15 protein-coding genes are annotated in these 20,055 nt (G+C 66.2%); 7 read left to right on the plus strand and 8 right to left on the minus strand.

Translation table 11 applies throughout. The annotated features are described in order from the left end of the window. Positions 1-10: 10 nt before the first annotated feature. From AC1DES_RS03840 to AC1DES_RS03850, 3 genes are all read right to left on the minus strand, one after another. Entirely contained in the window at positions 11-1,291 is a 1,281-nt protein-coding gene (locus tag AC1DES_RS03840; protein WP_476894350.1) for a serpin family protein, read from the minus strand. A 181-nt stretch (positions 1,292-1,472) separates the two neighbouring features. Beyond that, on the minus strand, positions 1,473-3,221 hold the full coding sequence (locus AC1DES_RS03845) for a pyruvate dehydrogenase (RefSeq protein WP_476894351.1): 1,749 nt from the start codon (positions 3,219-3,221) through the stop codon (positions 1,473-1,475). 300 nt (positions 3,222-3,521) lie between these two features. Next, on the minus strand, positions 3,522-5,006 hold the full coding sequence (locus AC1DES_RS03850) for a helix-turn-helix domain-containing protein (RefSeq protein ID WP_476894352.1): 1,485 nt from the start codon (positions 5,004-5,006) through the stop codon (positions 3,522-3,524). A gap of 170 nt (positions 5,007-5,176) precedes the next feature. On the opposite strand from AC1DES_RS03850, the gene aceA reads away from it, so the two are divergent. Continuing rightward, positions 5,177-6,523: an isocitrate lyase gene (aceA, locus tag AC1DES_RS03855; protein WP_476894353.1), complete on the plus strand. Its 1,347-nt coding sequence runs from the start codon at positions 5,177-5,179 to the stop codon at positions 6,521-6,523. Between the two features lie 111 nt (positions 6,524-6,634). Continuing rightward, a complete protein-coding gene (aceB, locus tag AC1DES_RS03860) occupies positions 6,635-8,299 on the plus strand; it encodes a malate synthase A (protein WP_476894354.1) in 1,665 nt (554 codons plus the stop codon). Positions 8,300-8,500: 201 nt separating this feature from the next. Here aceB and AC1DES_RS03865 read toward each other — a convergent pair whose 3' ends face one another. From AC1DES_RS03865 to AC1DES_RS03885, 5 genes are all read right to left on the minus strand, one after another. Beyond that, the gene (locus AC1DES_RS03865; protein ID WP_476894355.1) at positions 8,501-9,694 is read right to left on the minus strand and encodes an MFS transporter; all 1,194 of its coding nucleotides are present in this window, start codon (positions 9,692-9,694) and stop codon (positions 8,501-8,503) included. Positions 9,695-9,913: 219 nt separating this feature from the next. After that, positions 9,914-10,753, minus strand: coding sequence for a carbohydrate ABC transporter permease (locus AC1DES_RS03870; protein WP_476894356.1), 840 nt, complete (start codon positions 10,751-10,753; stop codon positions 9,914-9,916). Next, on the minus strand, positions 10,746-11,720 hold the full coding sequence (locus tag AC1DES_RS03875) for a carbohydrate ABC transporter permease (RefSeq protein WP_476894357.1): 975 nt from the start codon (positions 11,718-11,720) through the stop codon (positions 10,746-10,748). The genes AC1DES_RS03870 and AC1DES_RS03875 overlap by 8 nt, the downstream gene beginning before the upstream one ends. A gap of 73 nt (positions 11,721-11,793) precedes the next feature. Then, a complete protein-coding gene (locus AC1DES_RS03880; protein ID WP_476894358.1) occupies positions 11,794-13,122 on the minus strand; it encodes an ABC transporter substrate-binding protein in 1,329 nt (442 codons plus the stop codon). Positions 13,123-13,375: 253 nt separating this feature from the next. Then, positions 13,376-14,602 carry an ROK family transcriptional regulator gene (locus AC1DES_RS03885; RefSeq protein ID WP_476894359.1) on the minus strand — a complete coding sequence of 409 codons (1,227 nt, stop codon included), beginning with the start codon at positions 14,600-14,602 and terminating at the stop codon, positions 13,376-13,378. Positions 14,603-14,799: 197 nt separating this feature from the next. Here AC1DES_RS03885 and AC1DES_RS03890 point away from each other — a divergent pair, with 197 nt between their 5' ends. From AC1DES_RS03890 to AC1DES_RS03910, 5 genes are all read left to right on the plus strand, one after another. Beyond that, the gene (locus tag AC1DES_RS03890) at positions 14,800-15,531 is read left to right on the plus strand and encodes a sugar phosphate isomerase/epimerase family protein (protein ID WP_476894360.1); all 732 of its coding nucleotides are present in this window, start codon (positions 14,800-14,802) and stop codon (positions 15,529-15,531) included. Next, positions 15,531-16,652 carry a Gfo/Idh/MocA family protein gene (locus AC1DES_RS03895; RefSeq protein WP_476894361.1) on the plus strand — a complete coding sequence of 374 codons (1,122 nt, stop codon included), beginning with the start codon at positions 15,531-15,533 and terminating at the stop codon, positions 16,650-16,652. Before AC1DES_RS03890 ends, AC1DES_RS03895 begins: the two co-directional genes overlap by 1 nt. A gap of 1 nt (position 16,653) precedes the next feature. Then, the gene (locus AC1DES_RS03900) at positions 16,654-17,853 is read left to right on the plus strand and encodes a Gfo/Idh/MocA family protein (RefSeq protein WP_476894362.1); all 1,200 of its coding nucleotides are present in this window, start codon (positions 16,654-16,656) and stop codon (positions 17,851-17,853) included. A gap of 1 nt (position 17,854) precedes the next feature. Then, on the plus strand, positions 17,855-18,850 hold the full coding sequence (locus tag AC1DES_RS03905) for a sugar phosphate isomerase/epimerase family protein (protein ID WP_476894363.1): 996 nt from the start codon (positions 17,855-17,857) through the stop codon (positions 18,848-18,850). A gap of 267 nt (positions 18,851-19,117) precedes the next feature. Further along, positions 19,118-19,972 (plus strand): TolB family protein, encoded by an 855-nt coding sequence (locus AC1DES_RS03910; RefSeq protein ID WP_476894502.1) that lies wholly within the window; start codon positions 19,118-19,120, stop codon positions 19,970-19,972. The last annotated feature ends 83 nt before the right edge of the window (positions 19,973-20,055 follow it).

Here is a 20,055-nt window from a genome sequence, read left to right on the forward strand (position 1 = left end):
GTCCCGACCGCTAGGCCCCGGGCGCGCTGGGGTCCGACACCCTGCCCATGAACAGCGGCAGCTCCGTCTCGACGTGGACGATTTCGTAGAGGAACGGCCTGTCGAAACGGACCACCTTCTCGGCGGCTGTGCCGCTCACCGCCTCCGCGTTGATCTGGGTCACGGCGGCGGCAATCGTGCCCTTCTCCGCCACGGTGATGCTGGCGGACTGGCCTGCCTGCGTGATTTTGAGGCCGTGCTGGATCGAGTCGAAGCCCGTCTCGGTCTCGAGCATTTCCCTTAGGCCCAGGGAAGCAAAAACCCTGCGCAGCTCAAAGGTGCTCTTCTGGTCCCACCTCGGCAGGAAGAGCTGCACCGGCGAGGGGGTGGCAGAGTCTAGCGCCCGGGCAGCGTCGGCAAAGGCCTCCGCGCCGGGCGCGGCAGCCCCGGAATCCGGCAGCACCAGCCGCATCACGAAGCCGTCGGCATAGGGCAGGTCCACCGCTTCCCAGCCCGCGCCCCGGGCGGAGGCGAGGTCCTGAACGCCGGACATGGTGGGGACTGTGACCTGGTGGCCGTCCGCCGTCGTGAAGGGACCATCGGAGGTGTCGGACGGGTCGAAGGGGACTTTCCAGGCCGAGGCGAAGTACACCGCGTTGAGCAGGCTGAGGGTGTTCTCGCGGCGGTACCCCGCGGGGGCTTTCTTGATCCGCCCGCCGGTGTTCTTGTTCACCCAGGCGTCAATCGCGGGCCTGGTGGCGGCCTCGTCCTGGAAATTCACCGGGTACACCCCGCTCCCGTAATACCGGGCAAGGGAGTCCAGATACCGCTCCCCGGTGGGCACGCCCTTGTCGACGAACAGGCCGTTTGCTGTGTGCAGGACCGGCCGGCGCGGAGGGTTCTTTTCGTCCACCGAGCCGGGATCGCCGTCGAAGGCTTCCAGGGATGCGAGCAACGCATTCATGGCTTCGTCGCGGTGGTTCGCGGGGAGGTTCAGTGCGTTGTCCATCTGGGCAGCCGTTGCCCCGGTCGCGCCTGCCCGCAGCATGGCGAGGGCAATCAGCAGGCTGCCCGGGGACGAGACCACGTTCCCGTTTCCGGCGTCTCCACCGTCCGCCAGGAGCGCGGCGCCCAGCTGCCGCGCCGACGCCCGGAGCTGGGCCAGCTCGGCCGGGTAGGCGGAGCGGTCCGCCGAAACGCGTTCGACGCCGTCGGCCTTGAGCAGCGCCGGCGGCGTAGCCGAGCAGGCCGTCAACGCCAGCGTCACGGCAGCCGCGGCTGCGAGAATCCTTACCAAAGACTTCTGTTTCATCGCGCCCCCAAGGCCCGCACACAGCGACGGTAGGCGGGAATCCGCCTACGGCCAGTCAACCAGCGGGGGCTACACTCGCGCTAGCCCTTGGCCATTTCGACGGTTCCCGGCCCACTCGATGCATCCCGACGTCGAACCCGCACGGAACCGTCGAAACGGGGGTGGGCCACAGCCGGGGCTGTCAGCGCCGCGGAATGTTCCGCAGGTTGCTCCGCGCCATGCTGACGGCTTCGCCGGCGCCCCGGTTAAGGACCACCTTGGACATGGCCGTGGCGAAGCCCAGGATCTGTGCACCCTTGATCTTCGGCGGGAGGGACAGGGCCTTGGGGTCCGTGATGAGCTCCACGAGCGACGGCCCGGGGTGCGCGAAGGCCTCCCGGTACGCGGCCTCGATCTTGGACGGGTCGGTGACGCGCACGGCATGAAAACCCAGGGCCCGGGCCACCGCGGCATAGTTGGCATCGGGCACGTCCACGCCGAAGTCGGGGAGTCCGTCCACCAGCATTTCGAGCTTCACCATGCCCAGGGTGGAGTTGTTGAAGACCACCACGTTGACCGGGAGCCGGTGCGCGGCGACGGTGATGAGCTCGCCCAGCAACATGGACAGGCCGCCGTCGCCCGAGACCGAGACCACCTGCCGCCCGGGGTAGGCCACCTGGGCGCCGATCGCGTGCGGCAGCGCGTTCGCCATGGAACCGTGCAGGTAGGAACCGATCAGCCGGCGGGTACCGAGGGGGTTGATGTACCGCGCGGTCCAGACGTTGCACATGCCGGTGTCCGCGGTGAAAATGGCGTCCTCCGCCGCCACCTGGTCCAGCAGGGAAGCAGCATATTCCGGGTGGATCGGCTCGGTCTTTTCCACTTTGCGGGTGTACGCCCCCACGGCTTTGTTCATGAGCCTGTCGTGCTTCTTCAGCATCTGGTCCAGGAACCGGCGGCTCTTTTTCGCCTCAATCAAGGGCATGAGGGCAGCGAGCGTGGGCAGGATGTCGCCATGCACGGCGACGTCGACGTCGGTCCGCCTGCCCAGTCTCTGCGCGGCCCGGTCCACCTGCGCCGTGCGCGTCCCCGGAAGGAACTGGTCGTACGGGAAGTCCGTGCCGAGCAGGATCAGCAGATCCGCATCTTCGATGCCCTCGGCCGCCGCGCCGTAGCCCAGGAGCCCTGTCATGCCGATGTCGTAGGGGTTCTCGTACTGCATGAAGTCCTTGCCGCGCAGCGAATGGCCGATCGGCGCCTTGATCCGTTCGGCGAGCGCAATGACCTCATCGTGCGCGCCTTCGACCCCGGCACCGGCAAAGATGGCCACCTTGCCGGCGGCGTTGATGGCGTCGGCCAGTTCCTGCACGCTGGCGTGGTCCGGTGTCAGGCTCGCCGGCCGGAATGCCGCAGGGGACGGGGTTTCGGCGGCCGCTTCCAGTCCGGCGATGTCACCGGGAAGGGTGACGACGGCGACCCCGCGGAGCGCGACGGCGTGCTGGATGGCGCTGTGCATCACCCTCGGCGCCTGCTCGGCGGTGCTGATCAGTTCGGAATAGACCGAGCATTCGTTGAAGAGCCGGTCCGGGTGGGTTTCCTGGAAGAAACTGCTGCCGATCTGCTTGCTCGGGATGTGCGAGGCAATGGCCAGGACAGGCGCCCCGGAGCGGTTGGCGTCGTACAGCCCGTTGATCAGGTGCAGGTTGCCGGGCCCGCAGGAGCCTGCGCACACCGCGAGCCGGCCGGTCAGCTGGGCTTCCGCCGCCGCGGCAAACGCCGCGGCCTCCTCGTGCCGGACATGGATCCAGTCAATGCCGCCGTTTTTGGAGCCTCCGGTTTTGCGGACGGCGTCGACAATCGGGTTCAGGCTGTCGCCGACGATCCCATAGATGCGCTGCACGCCGGCAGCCTTGAGTTGTTCGACAAGCTGGGTTGCAAGTTCCTTGGCCATGGGTGCGCACTCCCGCGAGGTGGATCGATGAGCTGACACAGGCCAATATAGTCCGGACCGCTGTCAGCCGCGTCCAGGGGACGCTCCCTCACCTTCCGCAACAGATCGACAAACGCTCCCTCACCTTCCGCAACAGATCCCCGGACGCTCCCTCACCTTCCGCAACAGATCGACGAACGCTCCCTCACCTGATCTGAGGGAGCGTCGGGCAACTTGTGGCGGGCCCTGAGGGAGCATCCCCCAAAAAGCCGCCGGAAGGGAGGGAGCGTCAGGCCAAAACGCGCAGGAAGTGAGAGAGGGTCAGTTCCCGGAGTGCGCCTGCAGGAACGAGTAGACCTCGGTTTCGTCCACGCCGGGGAAAGCACCTGGCGGCATGGCGGCCAGCAAGTGCGAATGTGCCCGCGCCGAGGGCCAGGCGTGGCCCGCCCACTCCGAGGCCAGGGCCGCCGGCGGACGTTTGCAGCAGCTCTCGTCCGGACAGGTCGATTTGGACCGCTCGGTGGTGTCGCGGCCGCGGAACCACTTCACCTGCGCGTAGGGCACGCCCACGGAGAGGGAAAACTCGCCGTTCGCGGAGCGCTCCGTCCGGGCCGTGCACCAGTAGGTCCCCGCCGGGGTGTCCGTGTACTGGTTGTAGGCGCTGAACTTGTCTGCGACGTCGAAGACCACCCGGGACGTCCAGTTCCGGCAGGAGAACTGGCCCTCGATGGCGCCGGTATGGTCCTGCGGAAACGTCACGCCGTCGTTCTCATACGCCTTGTAGATGATGCCGCTCTTGTGCGTCTTCTGGAAGTGCGTGCGGATGTCCAAATGCTGGGTGGCGAGATTGGTGAAGCGGTGCGCCGCCGTCTCATAGGAAACGGCAAAGGCGTCCCGGATGTCCTCCACGGCGATCTCCTTGGCCTGCTTGGCTTTCTGCAGGAACTCCACGGTGGCCTGCTCCGGCAGCAGGAGCGCCGCGGCGAAGTAGTTCGTCGCCACGCGCTGCATCAGGAAGTCCCCGTAGTTGGTGGGGGTCTGGTGCCCCAATACGTAATGGCCCAAGGCCTGCAGCAGCACCGAACGGGGGTCGTGATCGCTCCGGGCGTTTTGCGTGAGGTAAATCCGGCGGTTCTTAAGATCCGTCACGGACCGGGTGGAATGCGGCAGGTCGCCCACGTGGTGCAGGCTGAAACCGAGGTGGCCGGCGATGTCCGCGATGACGTGGTGCGAGAGCGGCCCGCTCGTGTGGCCCACCGAGGCCAGGACCTTCTGCGCCTCGGCCTCGTACTCCGGGAAGTAGTTGTTCCGTTCGCGCATCATCGCCCGCAGTGCGCCGTTCGCGCGGCGGGCCTCTTCCGGCGTCGCGATCTGCTCGTTGAGCCGGCGCTCGAGCTCGTGCTGCAGGCCCACCATGGACTCCAGCACATCCATCGGAAGCCGCGAGCTGATGCGGATTTTGGGCAGTTTGAGGGACTCGTAGATCGGACTGCGCTGGTAGCGCTCCAGCTCGATTTCGAGGGCCGCGCGCCGGTTTGGCGGTTCCGCGCCGAGGAGTTCGTCGATGCTGACCCCGAGCGCTGCGGCAAGCTGCTGGAGCAGTCCGAGTTTGGGCTCGCGCTTGCCGTTTTCGATCAGGCTCAGTTGGCTCGGTGCTGTGCCGACGGCGGCGCTCAGGTCATCGAGCGTGAGCCCGGCGGCCTTGCGGAGGTGGCGGACGCGGCGGCCCATGCTGATGACATCGACTTCCGGGGCAGAGGGCAACGACGGTGACGAAGCCGGGCGGTTCCAACTGGCGGGGTGCATTTTTTGAGAATACGTGAAGAAGTGCGGTTCTTTCCACACTCTTGCTCTAGAAAGACCCTTGAAAGTACAGAAAAGTAGGTCTTACGGAAAGATTCACTACCCGGGGATCAACCTGGCAGGCCCGCAGAGACGCAGGCCGGCCGGCCCCGGACCCCACCAAGGAGACAAAGATGACTGCAGCATTTGAGCCCACCCGGCAGCCGTCCGTGCAGGACACGGCAAGCGAGCAGGCCGCCGCCCTGGAGCTCGAGTGGGCCGCCGACCCGCGCTGGGAAGGTGTCACCCGGGACTACAAGGCGTCCGACGTCGTCCGCCTCCGCGGCCGTGTCTCCGAAGAACACACGCTGGCCCGGCGCGGCTCGGAGAAGCTGTGGAAGCAGCTCACCGAGGAGCGCAGCACCGGCAACTACACGAACGCCCTCGGCGCGCTGACCGGCAACCAGGCCGTGCAGCAGGTCAAGGCGGGCCTCCGTGCCATCTATCTCTCCGGCTGGCAGGTCGCCGCCGACGCGAACAACTCCGGCCACACCTACCCCGACCAGTCGCTCTACCCGGCCAACTCCGTCCCGACCGTGGTGCGCCGCATCAACAACGCCCTGCTCCGCGCGGACCAGATCGAGTTCTCCGAAGGCATCCAGACTGTCGAGGACTGGATGGTTCCGATCGTGGCCGACGCCGAGGCCGGCTTCGGCGGCCCGCTGAACGCCTACGAGCTCATGAAGTCGATGATCCAGGCCGGCGCCGCGGGCGTGCACTGGGAAGACCAGCTCGCCTCGGAGAAGAAGTGCGGCCACCTCGGCGGCAAGGTCCTGATCCCCACCCAGCAGCACGTGCGGACGCTGAACGCGGCCCGCCTCGCCGCCGACGTCGCCGGCACGCCGTCGGTCATCATCGCCCGCACCGACGCGGAAGCAGCCACCCTGATCACCTCCGACGTCGACGAGCGGGACCAGGAATTCATCCTCCGCGAAGGCGGACAGCCGGTCCGCACCCCGGAAGGCTTCTACAAGGTCCGCAACGGGATCGAACCCTGCATCGCCCGCGCCAAGGCCTACGCCCCGTACTCCGACCTCATCTGGATGGAGACCGGCACGCCGGACCTGGAGCTGGCCCGCAAATTCGCCGAATCGGTCAAGGCCGAGTTCCCGGACCAGATGCTCTCCTACAACTGCTCGCCGTCGTTCAACTGGCGCAAGCACCTCGATGACGCCACGATCGCGAAGTTCCAGCGCGAACTCGGCGCCATGGGCTTCACGTTCCAGTTCATCACCCTGGCCGGGTTCCACGCACTGAACTACTCGATGTTCGACCTTGCCCACGGCTACGCCCGGGACGGCATGAGCGCCTACGTCGAGCTGCAGGAGAAGGAATTCGCCTCCGAAGCCCGCGGCTACACTGCTACCAAGCACCAGCGCGAGGTCGGTACCGGCTACTTCGACGACATCGCGACCGCGCTCAACCCGAACGCGTCCACTTTGGCCCTGGTGGGATCCACCGAAGAAGGCCAGTTCCACTAACACTTAGCGTTCGACGGCGGTCCTTGCGTCCGGCCTTCGGACCCGTGCGAATCTCGCCTGACGCCCGCCAACCGTCGTCGCAATCCCCTTTTCGTCTTTAAGGAGACAGAAATGAACAGCTTCACTGACAACTTCACCATCAACGGCATCACGCTGACCGCACAGCCCATTTGCCGGCAGAGCGAGGTCCTGACGCCGGACGCTTTGGCGTTCATCGCGAAGCTGCACCGGGCCACGGCGGATCGGCGCCTGGAGCTGCTGCAGGGCCGCCGGGAGCGGCGCCAGCAGATCGCCAAGGGCCACGATCCGCGGTTCCTGCGTGAAACCGAAACAGTCCGCAACGATCCGAACTGGCGCGTCGCTCCCCCGGCCCCGGGGCTGGAGGACCGCCGCGTGGAGATCACCGGCCCGGTGGACAAGAAGATGACGATCAATGCGCTGAATTCCGGCGCGAAGGTCTGGCTCGCGGACATGGAAGACTCCTCCACACCGTCGTGGCGCAACGTCATCCAGGGCCAGCTGAACCTGACCGACGCGCTGGAGCGGCGGATCGATTTCACTTCCCCGGAGGGCAAGGAGTACAAGCTCCGCGCCGCCGAGGACCTGCCCACGATCGTGGTCCGTCCCCGCGGCTGGCACCTGCCCGAAAAGCACATGCTCATCGACGGCACACCGATCGCCGGCGGGATCGTGGACTTCGGCCTGTACTTCTTCCACAACGCCCGCCGCCTGATCGCGCAGGGCAAGGGGCCGTACTTCTACCTGCCGAAGATCGAGAACCACCTCGAGGCCCGGTTGTGGAACGACATCTTCATCCTGGCCCAGGACCTGCTCGGCATCCCGCAGGGCACCATCCGCGCCACGGTACTGATCGAGACCATCACCGCCGCGTTCGAGATGGAAGAGATCCTCTACGAGCTCCGCGACCACGCCGCGGGCCTGAACGCCGGCCGCTGGGACTACATCTTCTCCCTGATCAAGAACTTCCGCACCCGCGGGCCGCGCTTCGTGCTCCCGGACCGCGGCCAGGTCACCATGACGCAGCCGTTCATGCGGGCCTACACCGAGCAACTCGTCCGCGCCTGCCACAAGCGCGGCGCCATGGCGATCGGCGGTATGGCCGCGGCTGTCCCCAACCGCAAGGACGCCGAAGCAAACTCGATCGCCATCGAAAAGGTCCGCGCGGACAAGACCCGTGAGGCCGGCGACGGCTTTGACGGCTCGTGGGTGGCGCACCCGGACCTGGTTCCGGTCTGCCGCGAGGTGTTCGACGGCGTCCTCGGCGGCCGTCCGAACCAGCTCGACCGCCTCCGCGAGGACGTCACTCCCGACGACCGTGCGCTCCTCGACATCGCCTCGACCACCGGCACCATCACCGAACAGGGCATCCGGAACAACATCGAGGTCGGCATCCGCTACATCGAGTCCTGGCTGCGCGGCAACGGCGCCGTGGCGATCCACAACCTGATGGAGGACGCCGCCACCGCGGAGATCTCCCGTTCGCAGTTGTGGCAGTGGATCTTCTCCCGGGCCATCACGGACGACGGCGACGTCGTCACCCGCGAGTGGGCGGAGGACATGCTCGACGAGGAGTTCGCGAAACTGGAACGCTTCGAAGGGGACCGCTTCGCCGACGCGCGGGACATTTTCGAGGAGGTCACGCTCGGCAACGAGTTCCCGGCCTTCCTGACGCTGCCGGCCTACGACCGGTTCCTTCATGAAGCCCGCGACGGCGCCGACACCGCCAACGAGGACCCCGCGCTGATCCCGGCATAACCGCGCGGCCAAGACGGCCCGCTCAGATTTCCGTCTGCTGGGCTGCCATGCCCTTCGCAACAGGCACCCCGAGATCCGGGCGGCAGCCCAGCGACGGAACACCCTCACCACCATCGACAACGGAATCGAGAAAACAGCCCAGGCCCAGGTTTCCTCCGAAACCTGGGCCTGGGCTGTCATGTTGGCGACTGTGGGCCCTCGTCAGTGGGCCTTCGGCACGTGGCGCAGGGACAGCGAGGTGCCGAGGATAAACGCGGCCACAGAGCCCAGGATCAGCAGCAGCGCTCCGGTCCAGGAGCCGGAAACCCCGTGCACGTAGCCCAGCAGGGTCGGCGCTGCGGCCCCGAAGCAGTACCCGGCCCCCTGGACGACGGCGGACATCCGGCTTGCCGAGGCCTGGTCCCGGGCCAGCCGGATGATGGCGATGAAGATGAGGGTGATGCCGCCGCCCTGGGCGATTCCGCCGAACGAGGACCACAGCCACCACAGCTCCGGGGCCAGCAGCAGGCCCACGGGCACGGTGAGCCACAAGAGCCCGAGGGTGAGGCCCGCCGTCGTCGTGTTGGCGAAACGGGCCGCGAACGGGACCCCCAGGCCGCCGGCAATGGCAAAAATCTGGAAGAGCGAGGACCCTGCTCCGGCGGCCGAAGGCGCCATGCCGAGCTCGTCGGACAGGAGGCTGGGCAGCCAGGCGGTCACGCCATAGTAGGAAAACGCCTGGCCCGCGAACCCGGCCGTGAGGCCCGCCGTTATCCATCGCGACGCGGGCTTGCCGGCGGCGCGCGCCGGATCCGTCCCGGGCACGGCCTCGGGTACGAAGGCGCGGCGGCGGACGGCGAGGCCCCAGACTGCGGCAGCCGCGAGCGCGAAAATACCGCACGCCGCGATGGCAGGGCGCCAGCCCAGGAGCTCTGCCAGCGGTGCGGAGACCATGGAGGTCACGAAGGATCCGACGTTCAGCGCCGCGGTGTAGATTCCCATGGCCGTCCCCTGGCGGGCGGGCGCGAAGTCCCTGCGGATGATCAGCGGGACAACAATGTTGCCGATGGTGATGGCGACGCCGAGAATCACTGTCCCAAGCATGACGAGGGCGCCCCCGCCCGCCGATCGGACCACCACGCCCAGAAGCACGCCGAGCAGGGTCAGCGTGACCGCGAACTCCGGGCCGAGCTTTCGCCCGGCAAGGGAGGCCAGCGGCGCGGCCAAAGCGAAGCAGAGCACCGGGATGCCGGTCAGGAAGCCCAGCTCCACCGGCGAGAATCCGAGATCGTGCTGCATCTGGCCGACCACCGGCGCCACGGCGACAAAGGGGCCCCTCATGTTCAGGGCGATGAGCGCGATAGAAACCAGCAGGATCCAGCCGCGCGGCGCTTTCGCGAGAATGTTGGCGCTCATGTGTGCCGCGGCTCGGCCGGCGGGCAAAAATACGGTTTCATCAGTCCCATTGCTATCACGGGCCCGTCACCGCTGCCGGACGGTGACCGAAATGCGACTCCCTACGTTTGGTCACCCAGGGTCCACGCTGGCGAGGGCGCTGCCGGCACGGACCCCCACACCCGAGCCGGGAAGCTTCCCTGGCGACGGGGCCCGTGCCGTGCTCTCCAGCCGGGGCCGCTACTTGACGGCACCGGCGGTGAGCCCGGCGACGAAATTGCGCTGCAGCAGCAGGAAGCCGACCACGACCGGGACACTGACCACCAGCGATGCGGCCATGATTTGGTTCCAGTAGACGTTGGTCTGTGTGGAATACAGCTGCAGGCCGACGGCCAAGGTCCGGTTGGCGTCTGTGGTCATGACGGAGGCGAAGAGCACTTCACCCCACGAGGTCATGAAGCTGTAGATGGCGACGGCCACCAGTCCTGGCCGCGCGGCCGGAAGCACTACGCGCCACAGGGCGCCCATCGGGCCGCACCCGTCCACCTTGGCGGCTTCGTCCAGATCCCGTGGAATTCCGTCAAGGTAGCCCGCCAGCATCCAGATGGAGAACGGCAGGGAGAACGTCAGGTACGTGATCACCAGGCCAGCACGGGTGCCGACCAGCTGGATTCCCACGGCCGAGTTGATGTTCACGAAAATCAGGAACAACGGCAGCAGGAAGAGCACACCCGGGAACATCTGCGTCGACAGTACCGTGGTGGAAAAGACAGTCCGCCCCAGGAAGCGGTAACGGGAGATCGCATAGGCGGCAAAGACCGCGATAATCAGGCTCAGGATGGTCGCGGCTCCGGCCACGATGACACTGTTGACGAAATACGATGCCAGCGGCACCGTCTTCCACATGTCAATGAACGGGGCGAAGGTCACCGAGGTCGGCCACCAGGTGAAGGCGCCCTGAACGTCGGACAGGGGCTTCATGGCTGAGGTGACCATGACATAAACGGGCACCACCGTGAAGACGGTCAGTAGTGCAACGACGATGATCCGGAACACCTTGGATCCGCTGGTTTCACGCACGCTTGGACCTCCGGTTCAAAACAAGCAGGTAGATTCCGCTGACCAGCAGCAGAAACAGCAGCAGCATCACGGACATGGCCGCGCCCGAGCCGAAGTTCCAGGTAAGGAACGAGGCGTTGTAGATGTGGAAGGAGATCAGGTCCCCCGCAGGCGGCTGGGCATTGCCGAACAGCACGAAGGGTGTGTTGAAGTCGTTGAACGTCCACAGGAACATGACCAGGAGCAGCACCATGTTCACCGGCCGTACCATCGGCAGCGTAATGGAGCGCCACTGCCGGAAGGGCTTGGCCCCGTCCACGGCGGACGCTTCGTAGACATCGGTGGGAATGGACTGGAGCCCGGCCATCAGCATCAGGAACGCGAAGGGCCAGAGCCGCCAGATGGCGACCACGACGACGGCGACGAAAGAGTTGTCGCCGATCAGCCAGAACGGCTTGTCCCCGCCCAGATGGAGGTTGTCATAGATGAAGTGATTCACCGCGCCGGTGTCCTTTTGCAGCATGAACTTCCAGGCGATGATGCCGGCGTACATGGGCAGGGCATAAGGCACCAGGAAGAGCGTGCGGAAGAAGCCCTGGCCGCGGAATTTGCCCTGGAGGGCCACGGCCGCCGCCATGCCAAGGGTCCAGGAGATGCCGACCACCAGGACAGTGAAGGCACACGTGACCAGGAAGGACTGCAGCAAGGCCGACCCGACGGCGCCATTGAAGTCCAGGGCAACCTGGTAATTCTTCAGGCCGGTGACGGGCGCATTGCCCCAATTGGAGATAAATGCCTTGGTCAATTTGAGGAAGCTCATCCAAATACCGGTCACCATCGGGATGACGTGGATGACCAGTTCGAAGACGATGGCCGGTGCCAGCAGGGCGTAGGGCAGCCACCAGCCGGACGGGCGCGGCCGGCGTTGCGTGGGCTCGGACTTGGGAGGGGCCTCGGTAGTGACAGGGGGTGCCGTTGCAGCAGCCACGGGAACTGACCTTTCTGTAGGTGCGGGCGACCGGACGGATGGTGCCGGGGGTTGCCGGCACCACCCGGTGGCGTTAGCCGGCGGCTGCGACCTGCTGCTCCGCCGTCTTCATCGCGGTGCGGATGTCATCAGTGCTGACGGTTCCGCCGGAGGCAATCTTGGCGAACATCTGGTTCATTGCCTTGCCGACGGTGCTTTCGAACTGGTCCTCGGCGGGTACCAGGGGAAGCGGCTTGGCCTTGCTGGCGTAGATATCCGCAAAGGTTTTCGCTTCATCCGCGTTGTCGGTGAAGTTTGGCGTGGCCGCGTTGAGCACGGGCAGCGCCGAGAACGGCTTGTCGAGGGCCGTCTGCGTCTCCGCGCTGGTCATGAAGTTCACGAACTTGAGGGCGGCGTCCTGGTTCTTCGTATTCTTGAAGATGGACAGGTTGATGCCGGCAACGTGGCTGGCCGTCTGGGCCTTGGCGTCCGAGGGCGCCGGGAACGGAACAACCCCGTACTTGTCGCTCGTCATGCCGTTGGCGACGATGGAGTTGTCGGCATTGTTCTGGTTCAGGATCATGGCTACCTTGCCGGTGGCAAAGTCGTTGACTGCCTTGGTCCCGTTGTCGTACTGGGCGTTGCCGATGTTGACAACCTTGTCCTTCTGCATCAGGTCGAGGTACCGCTCGATCCCGCTGACCACGCCGTCGGAGGAGAACGTCGGTTTGCCGTCCTTGTCGAAGAGATCCGCGCCGTTCTGGGCTGCGTTAATGAAGGCGAAGTGGGCATTTTCGGTGTAGCTGCCGGCGGCCAGCGCAAAACCGTACTTATCGCCGCTGGTGAGCTTCTTGGCGTCGGCGACCAGGTCCTCCCAGTTGTTGGGGGGCGTCAGACCGGCAGCGGTGAACATGGCCTTGTTGTAGTACAGCCCGTAGGCCAACCCATAGACGGGAACCGACGTCGGATCCTGGCCGGCTACCCCGCCGGTGTCCATGGCGGTCTTGACGAACTTGTCCTTGCCGCCGATGGCCTTGAACGCCGCGTCGTCGAAGGGCATGAAGGCCCCGGTGGACTGCAGGGAAGCCGCCCACGTGTTGCCGATGTTGACGACGTCGGGCGCCTGGCCTGAAGTGACGGCCGTCTGGATGCGCGTCTGCAGATCGTTCCAGCCGATGACCTCCAGGTTGACCTTGATCCCGGTCTGCTTGGTGAAGTTCTCCAGTTGCGGTGTCAGGACCTGCTTGTCATTGTCCAGGCTGGTGCCCTGGTTGCTGGCCCAGTACGTAATGGTTCCGCCCGATCCGGAAGCGTCCGAACCGGAGGAAGAGGAGGAAGAAGAGTTGCTGTTGCCGCCGCAGGCGGTTGTCGTCAGCGCTAGGGCCGCGATAGCAGCAGTAGCAGCAAGGGTACGAATTTTCACTTCATGACTTCCTTGTCTGAGATTCGCAATGCACATCGAGAGTCCGGCCTCCGGACTTTCCACAAAACTAGTGGAACTTATATCGATGGTCAATCAAAAGTTCAATCTCAGCTGGTGGAATTTTTTCGGGCTTCCCGGCAGCCCGGATCGCCGGGCGCGACGGTTCGACAGTATGGGGCCCTCAGGGCCGACGCGGGCGCGGATCCCGGGCCGGGCACGGCCCCCGGATTGCCCGGGCCCGGCCCAGGGTTGGTTAAGCCTTTTCGAGGAGGGCTTCGATACTTGCAGGGGAGAGAATGTCATCAACGACCATGCGGCTCGCACCAAGCACGCCGGCCTGGTCGGCTGCCATCGACTGGACGATGCGCAGGCGGGCAGTGGCCAGCGGCAGGGAACGCTGGTAGACCACCTCGCGGACGCCCGCCAGGAGGTATTCCCCGCCTGCAGCCAACCCTCCGCCAATAACGATCACGGAGGGGTTGAGCAGGTTTACGCACGTTGCCAGCACGTCCCCCACGTCGCGGCCGGCCTGGCGCATGGCCTGGACGGCCTTGACATTGCCGCGGCGGGCAAGCTCGAGTACATCCTCGCCGGTTTCGGCGTGCACTCCCTCGGCGGTCAGGGCGGCGGCCACTGCTGGTCCAGAGGCCAGCGCCTCCAGGCATCCGTAGTTGCCGCACCGGCAAAGAAGGCCCTCCCCGCGCGGCACCCGGACGTGTCCGATGTCGCCGGCGGTGCCGTCAGCACCCCGCTGCAGCAGGCCGCCACTGATGATACCGGCCCCGATTCCGGTGGCGACTTTGATGAAGAGCAGGCTGTCGACGTCGGGCCAATAGAAGGCCCGCTCCCCCAGCGCCATGATGTTCACGTCATTGTCGACGGCGACGTGGGTATCAAAACTGCGCTGGATATAGTGCGGGACGTCGAAGCCGTCCCAGCCCGGCATGATGGGGGGATTGGCCGGTTTCCCGCTGGAGTGTTCCACGGGTCCCGGCAGTCCGATCCCGATGCCGGCAAGCTCGCGTGCATCCCGGCCGGTCCGGGCCAGCAGCGTGCGGCAGAGTTTCACGACAAGGTCAAGGACTGCCTGCGGCCCGGCGGAGATCTCGATGTCCACCCTGGACTCGGCGAGGACCCGGCCGCTCAGGTCGGTGGCCGCGACAAGGATGTGCGTGGCGCCGACGTCTACGGCCATGACTATGCGCGCGGAGGGCTGGAAGGCGAAGCGCGACGGCGGACGCCCGCCGGAGGAAAACGCCTCACCGGCCGGACCAATGAGGCCCAATGACATGAGCGCGTCAACACGGGCAGCGATGGTTGACCTTGCCAGGCCGGTCATGTCGGCGAGTTCAGCGCGCGTGCGTGCCCGGCCGTCGCGCAGGAGCTGGAAAAGCTCCCCCGTTCGCGACTGGCCGCCCGCCGGCGCGGCAGACGCGGGAATGCGGGAGGACTGCAGCTCGGAGACGGGCGGAGTTGACATGGATCAATGTAAGCATGACGGGCTTATTCCTGTCACAATCTCTATTGGCGGCTGACCACGCGCAACTTTTGCTTGACTGTCGACAAAAGCTGTTCTAGCTTTACTGGTGCGGCGGTCCGCAACAATCATTCGCTGCGCACGAGCCAGCAACTGCCGGGATCGGCCTTAGGCCGAAAGCATCTACGCCAGGAGAATCTGTGACTTACTCCCTTCAGCTTTACACCGTTCGCGGCCCCTTGGAAGAAGATCTGGAAGGCACGGTCAAACGCGTGGCCGAACTGGGCTTCACCGCGGTGGAGCCGTACAACTTCGTGGCCACGGCCGACGCCCTGGCGGCCGCCCTGAGCGCGAACGGGCTCACGGCCCCCTCTGGCCATGCCCCCCTGCTCCGCGCCGACCAGGACGAAATCTTCCAGGCAGCGCAGAAGCTTGGTATCGGAACGGTCATCGACCCGCACGTCGACAGCGCCCGGTGGACCACAGAGGCCGACATCAAGGAGACGGCTAAGGCGCTCAACGCGGCAGCCGCCAAGGGCGCTGAATACGGCATCGCCGTCGGCTACCACAACCACGAGTTCGAGCTTGAAAACCGGATCAACGGCCGATCTGCGCTGGAAGTGCTGGCAGAGAATTTGGATCCCCAGGTGGTGCTCGAGGTGGACACCTACTGGGCCGCCGTCGGCGGAGAAGAGCCGGTCGCATTGCTCGAACGGCTCGGTGACCGGGTGAAGTTCATCCACATCAAGGACGGCCCGTTGACCAAGGTGGACAAAGACCAGGTCGCTGTAGGCGCCGGCCGGATGCCGATCCGGGAGATCATCGCTGCCGCCAAGAACCTCGAAGCCGGGGTCGTGGAACTGGACGATTTCACCGGAGACGTCTTCGACGCCGTCGGCGACTCATTGACGTACCTGAAGGCAGGGAAGTAATGGCAACGGCAAGCTCTCCGCGGACCGGTCCCGTCGGCGTCGCCATCATTGGCGCCGGAGTCATCAGCAAGGAATACCTAAGCAACCTCACGAGCTTCCCGGACGTGACGGTCCACGTCGTGGCCGACATGTTCGAAGAGGCCGCCGCATCGCGCGCCGCAGAATTCGGCATTCCCGCCTCCGGCGGCGTCCAAGCTGCCCTGACCCACCCCGACGTCGAAATCGTCGTCAACCTGACCACGCCGGCAGCCCACGTGGAAGTTGCCACCGCTGCCGTCAACGCCGGGAAGCACGTCTGGAGCGAGAAGCCCTTCTCGCTTGACCGGGACAGTGGCCTCGCACTGCTTAAAGACGCTGACGCCGCAGGTGTCCGCCTGGGCTGCGCACCGGACACGTTTTTGGGTGCCGGCCTGCAGACAGCCCTGCGGATAATCGCCGAAGGCGGCATCGGCGTTCCGCTGACCGCGTTGACGCTGATGCAGTCCCCGGGCCCGGAATCCTGGCACCCGAATCCTGCCTTCCTGTTCCAGGAGGGTGCGGGACCGCTCTTCGATATCGGGCCCTACTATCTGACAACGCTCGTCCAGACCTTTGGCCCGATCGCCAAGGTGGCGGCCTTCGGATCCACCTCCCGGCAGAAGCGCATCATTGGTTCCGGCCCCAAGGCCGGCGAGGAATTCGACGTCACCGTGCCGAGCCACGTCAGCGCGATCGCCCAGTTCGCAGGAGGCGAGTCATCCCAGAGCATCTTCAGCTTTGACTCCAACCTGCAGCGGGCCGGTTTTGTCGAGGTCAACGGGACCGAGGCGACCATTGCCTTCCCCGATCCGAATATGTTCGACGGCGATATTCTGCTGACGCGCCGCGGCGCGGAGGCGCCGGAGGTCATAGCAGCCGTCGGTTCGAAGTCCTCCCGCGGCACCGGTGTGCTGGAAATGGCCCGTGCCATCCGGGCCGGCGTTCCGCACCGCGCCCAGGGGCAGATGGCCTACCACGTGCTCGACGCCATGGTGTCGATCGCCGAATCCATCGAAACCGGGACGTTCATTGACCTGGCCAGTACTGCGTCGGCGGCTCCCCCGCTGCCCGCTGACTGGGACCCTACCGCCGCTACCCTCTAGGATGCCCCCGATGCTGGATCACACGGCCGCCCCTGGCCCTTCCCCCCTGGGGGTGGCCATGATCGGCTACGCCTTCATGGGCAAGGCCCACTCAAACGCGTGGCGGAACGTGGCCAGCTACTTCGAGGTGCCGGCCTTCGAACAGAAGGTCCTCGTCGGCCGCGACCCCGCCGGGGTCGCGGCCGCCGCCGCAGAGTACGGCTGGGCAGAGGCGGCCACGGACTGGCGGGACGTGATCGCCCGGGACGACATCGACATTGTCGACATCTGCGCCCCTGGCTGGTTGCACGCCGAGATCGCCACCGCAGCCCTGGCCGCGGGCAAACATGTCCTGGTCGAAAAGCCCTTAGCCAATACCCTGGCCGAAGCCGAAGCCATGGTCGAGGCCGCACAGGCTGCCCGCGACCGCGGCGTGCAGTCCATGGTGGGTTACACCTACCGGCGCGTCCCTGCGCTGGCACTGGCCAGGGAACTGATCAGCGAGGGCCGTTTGGGCACCATCCGGCAGGTGCGCGCCAGCTATCTCCAGGACTGGCTGGCCGACGGGCAGGCGCCGATGACATGGCGGCTGCGCAAGGAGTCAGCCGGGTCCGGGGCGCTGGGGGACATCGCCTCGCACGCCGTGGACCAGATCCAGTTCCTCCTGGGCGACACGGTTACAGACGTCTCCGGCCGGCTGCACACGTTCACCACGGAACGCCCCGGGCCCGCCGGCCCGGAGCCCGTGACGGTCGACGACGCCGCCTGGGCCACCCTGTCCCTGGCCGGGGGCGCCGTGGCCAGCGTCGAGGTCTCCCGTGTCGCGCTCGGAAAGAAGAATTCCCTGTCGATTGAGATTTATGGCAGCCGCGGCGCGCTCCACTTCGATCTGGAGACCATCAATGAGCTCCAGTTCCTTGACGGCACGGCGCCCGTCCGTGAACAGGGATTCCGCCGCATTCTCGTGACCGAGCCCGAGCACCCTTACGTCAGCGCATGGTGGCCGCAGGGACACGTTCTCGGCTGGGAACACGCCTTCACCCACCAGGCTCGGGACTTTCTCGTGGCGATCGGCAGCGGAACCCAGCCCTCGCCGTCGTTCGAGGAAGGGCTGGCTGTCCAGCGTATTCTGGCCGCGGTTCAGGAGAGCGCGGCAGCGAAGAGCTCCACCATCCAGCTGGCAGCGCCCCCCGCGCCCGCCCCCATGACCGAAGGAACCTGACATGCCCCGCCCGTACACCCTGTTCACCGGCCAGTGGGCCGACCTCCCCTTCGAGGAAGTCGCGCGCCTGGCGTCCGGCTGGGGCTACGACGGCCTGGAAATCGCCGTCTCCGGCGACCACCTGGACGCGTGGCGCTGGGACGAGCCCGGCTACGTCGAGTCCAAACTCGCCGTGCTCGAGAAGTACGACCTCAAGGTCTGGGCCATCTCCAACCACCTCAAGGGCCAGGCCGTCTGCGATGACCCGATCGATTTCCGGCACGAGGCGATCGTCGGGACCAGGGTCTGGGGCGACGGCGACCCCGAAGGCGTCCGCACCCGGGCCGCCGAGGAAATGAAACACACCGCACGGCTCGCCAAGGCCCTTGGCGTGGACACCGTGGTCGGCTTCACGGGTTCCTCGATCTGGCAGTACGTCGCGATGTTCCCGCCCGTCCCGGAGAAGGTGATCGAGGCCGGCTACCAGGACTTCGCCAACCGGTGGAACCCCATCCTGGACGTCTTTGACGAATGCGGCGTCCGCTTCGCCCACGAAGTCCACCCCTCCGAAATCGCCTACGACTACTGGACCACCGTCCGCACCCTCGAGGCCATCGGCCACCGCGCGGCGTTCGGGCTGAACTGGGATCCCTCCCACTTCATGTGGCAGGGCATCGACCCGGTCTCCTTCATCTGGGACTTCAAGGACCGGATCTACCACGTGGACTGCAAGGACACGAAGCTCCGGCCCACCGGCCGGAACACGGTCATGGGCTCGCACCTGCCCTGGGGCGACCCGCGCCGCGGCTGGGACTTCGTCTCGGCAGGCCGCGGCGACGTCCCCTGGGAATCGTCGTTCCGCGCCCTCACCGCGATCGGCTACGACGGCCCCATCAGCATCGAATGGGAGGACGCCGGCATGGACCGGCTCCACGGCGCCCCTGAAGCCCTGGCCGCGCTCAAGAGGTTCGATTTCCCGGCGTCGAACACCTCCTTCGACGCCGCGTTCAAGCAGTAGCTTCACGAAGCATGCGCCCATCTCCGCTACGGATCCGGACATGGGCGGCGGAAACGGTCCGGCACGCCGCAGATCCAAGCAGCGCCGCTCCGTTTCCGCCGCCCCGGTCCGTTTGCGTAGCGGAAACCGCGGGGTTCGGTCCCAATTCGGGTCCCGCGCACGCCGCCGTCAGGAGTCGCCATGTCGAATGACCCGGAGAGCACTTCCTCAACAGGACCTGCTGCGGAACCAGCATTGGCACCAAACGCGGCCGCGGGGCGGATTCTCATGCCCGGCCAGCGCTGCGAGGTCTGGGTCGCGTCCGTCACGACTGGTTCGCGGGAGCTGATCTTCGCTACAGACGGTCTGCTCCTGGAGGCACCGAACTGGACCCATGACGGCGGCTCGCTCGTTCTCAATGGCGCGGGCGCCTTGTGGCGGCTGGACCTTGGCACGTGCTTGCTCGGCCGGGTGCCCCTCGCCGGCATCCCCGCCCTGAACAATGATCACGTGCTCGCGCCCGACGGCCTGATCTACCTCTCGGCCAACGACGGCCACATCTACCGGTCGATGCTCCAGGGCGGTCAGGCAACGCGGATCACAGCAGAGGACGGCATGCTCCATTTTCTTCACGGCGTGAGCCCCGACGGACAGGAGCTGGCCTACGTGGGCATCGAGACGGGCAATTCCGGACACCCGGGCCGGATCATGACCATGCCGGCCAGCGGGGGCGCCTCCGCACACATCGACGTCGGGCCCGGGCACTGCGACGGCCCGGAGTATTCACCGGACGGTGAGTGGCTTTACCTCAACACGGAAGCCTTCACCAGCCAGCCCGGGCACGCCCAGATCGGACGCGTGCGCCCGGACGGAAGCGGCCTTGAGCGCCTGATCGAGAGCGAAAGGGTGGACTGGTTCCCGCATATCTCACCCGACGGGCGTTTCGCGTGCTACCTGCGGTTCCCGCCAGGGACCATTGGTCACCCAGCCGACCTGCCGGTTGACACCGTCGCGGTCTCAATGACGGACTGGACCATGCCGCTCCACTCCTGGACCCTGTTTGGCGGGCAGGGAACTCTCAATGTCAACAGCTGGTCCCCCGACTCGACCCGGTTCGCGTACGTTGCCTACCCCGTCGGCTGACGCTGCGGTCCACGGGGGACTCCCCTTTGCGCAGCGGAATCCGGCGCAAGCAGGCGTCCGCCGTCGAAAGGACGCCTGCCGCG

The organism is Arthrobacter sp. 05T442 (assembly GCF_056395945.1).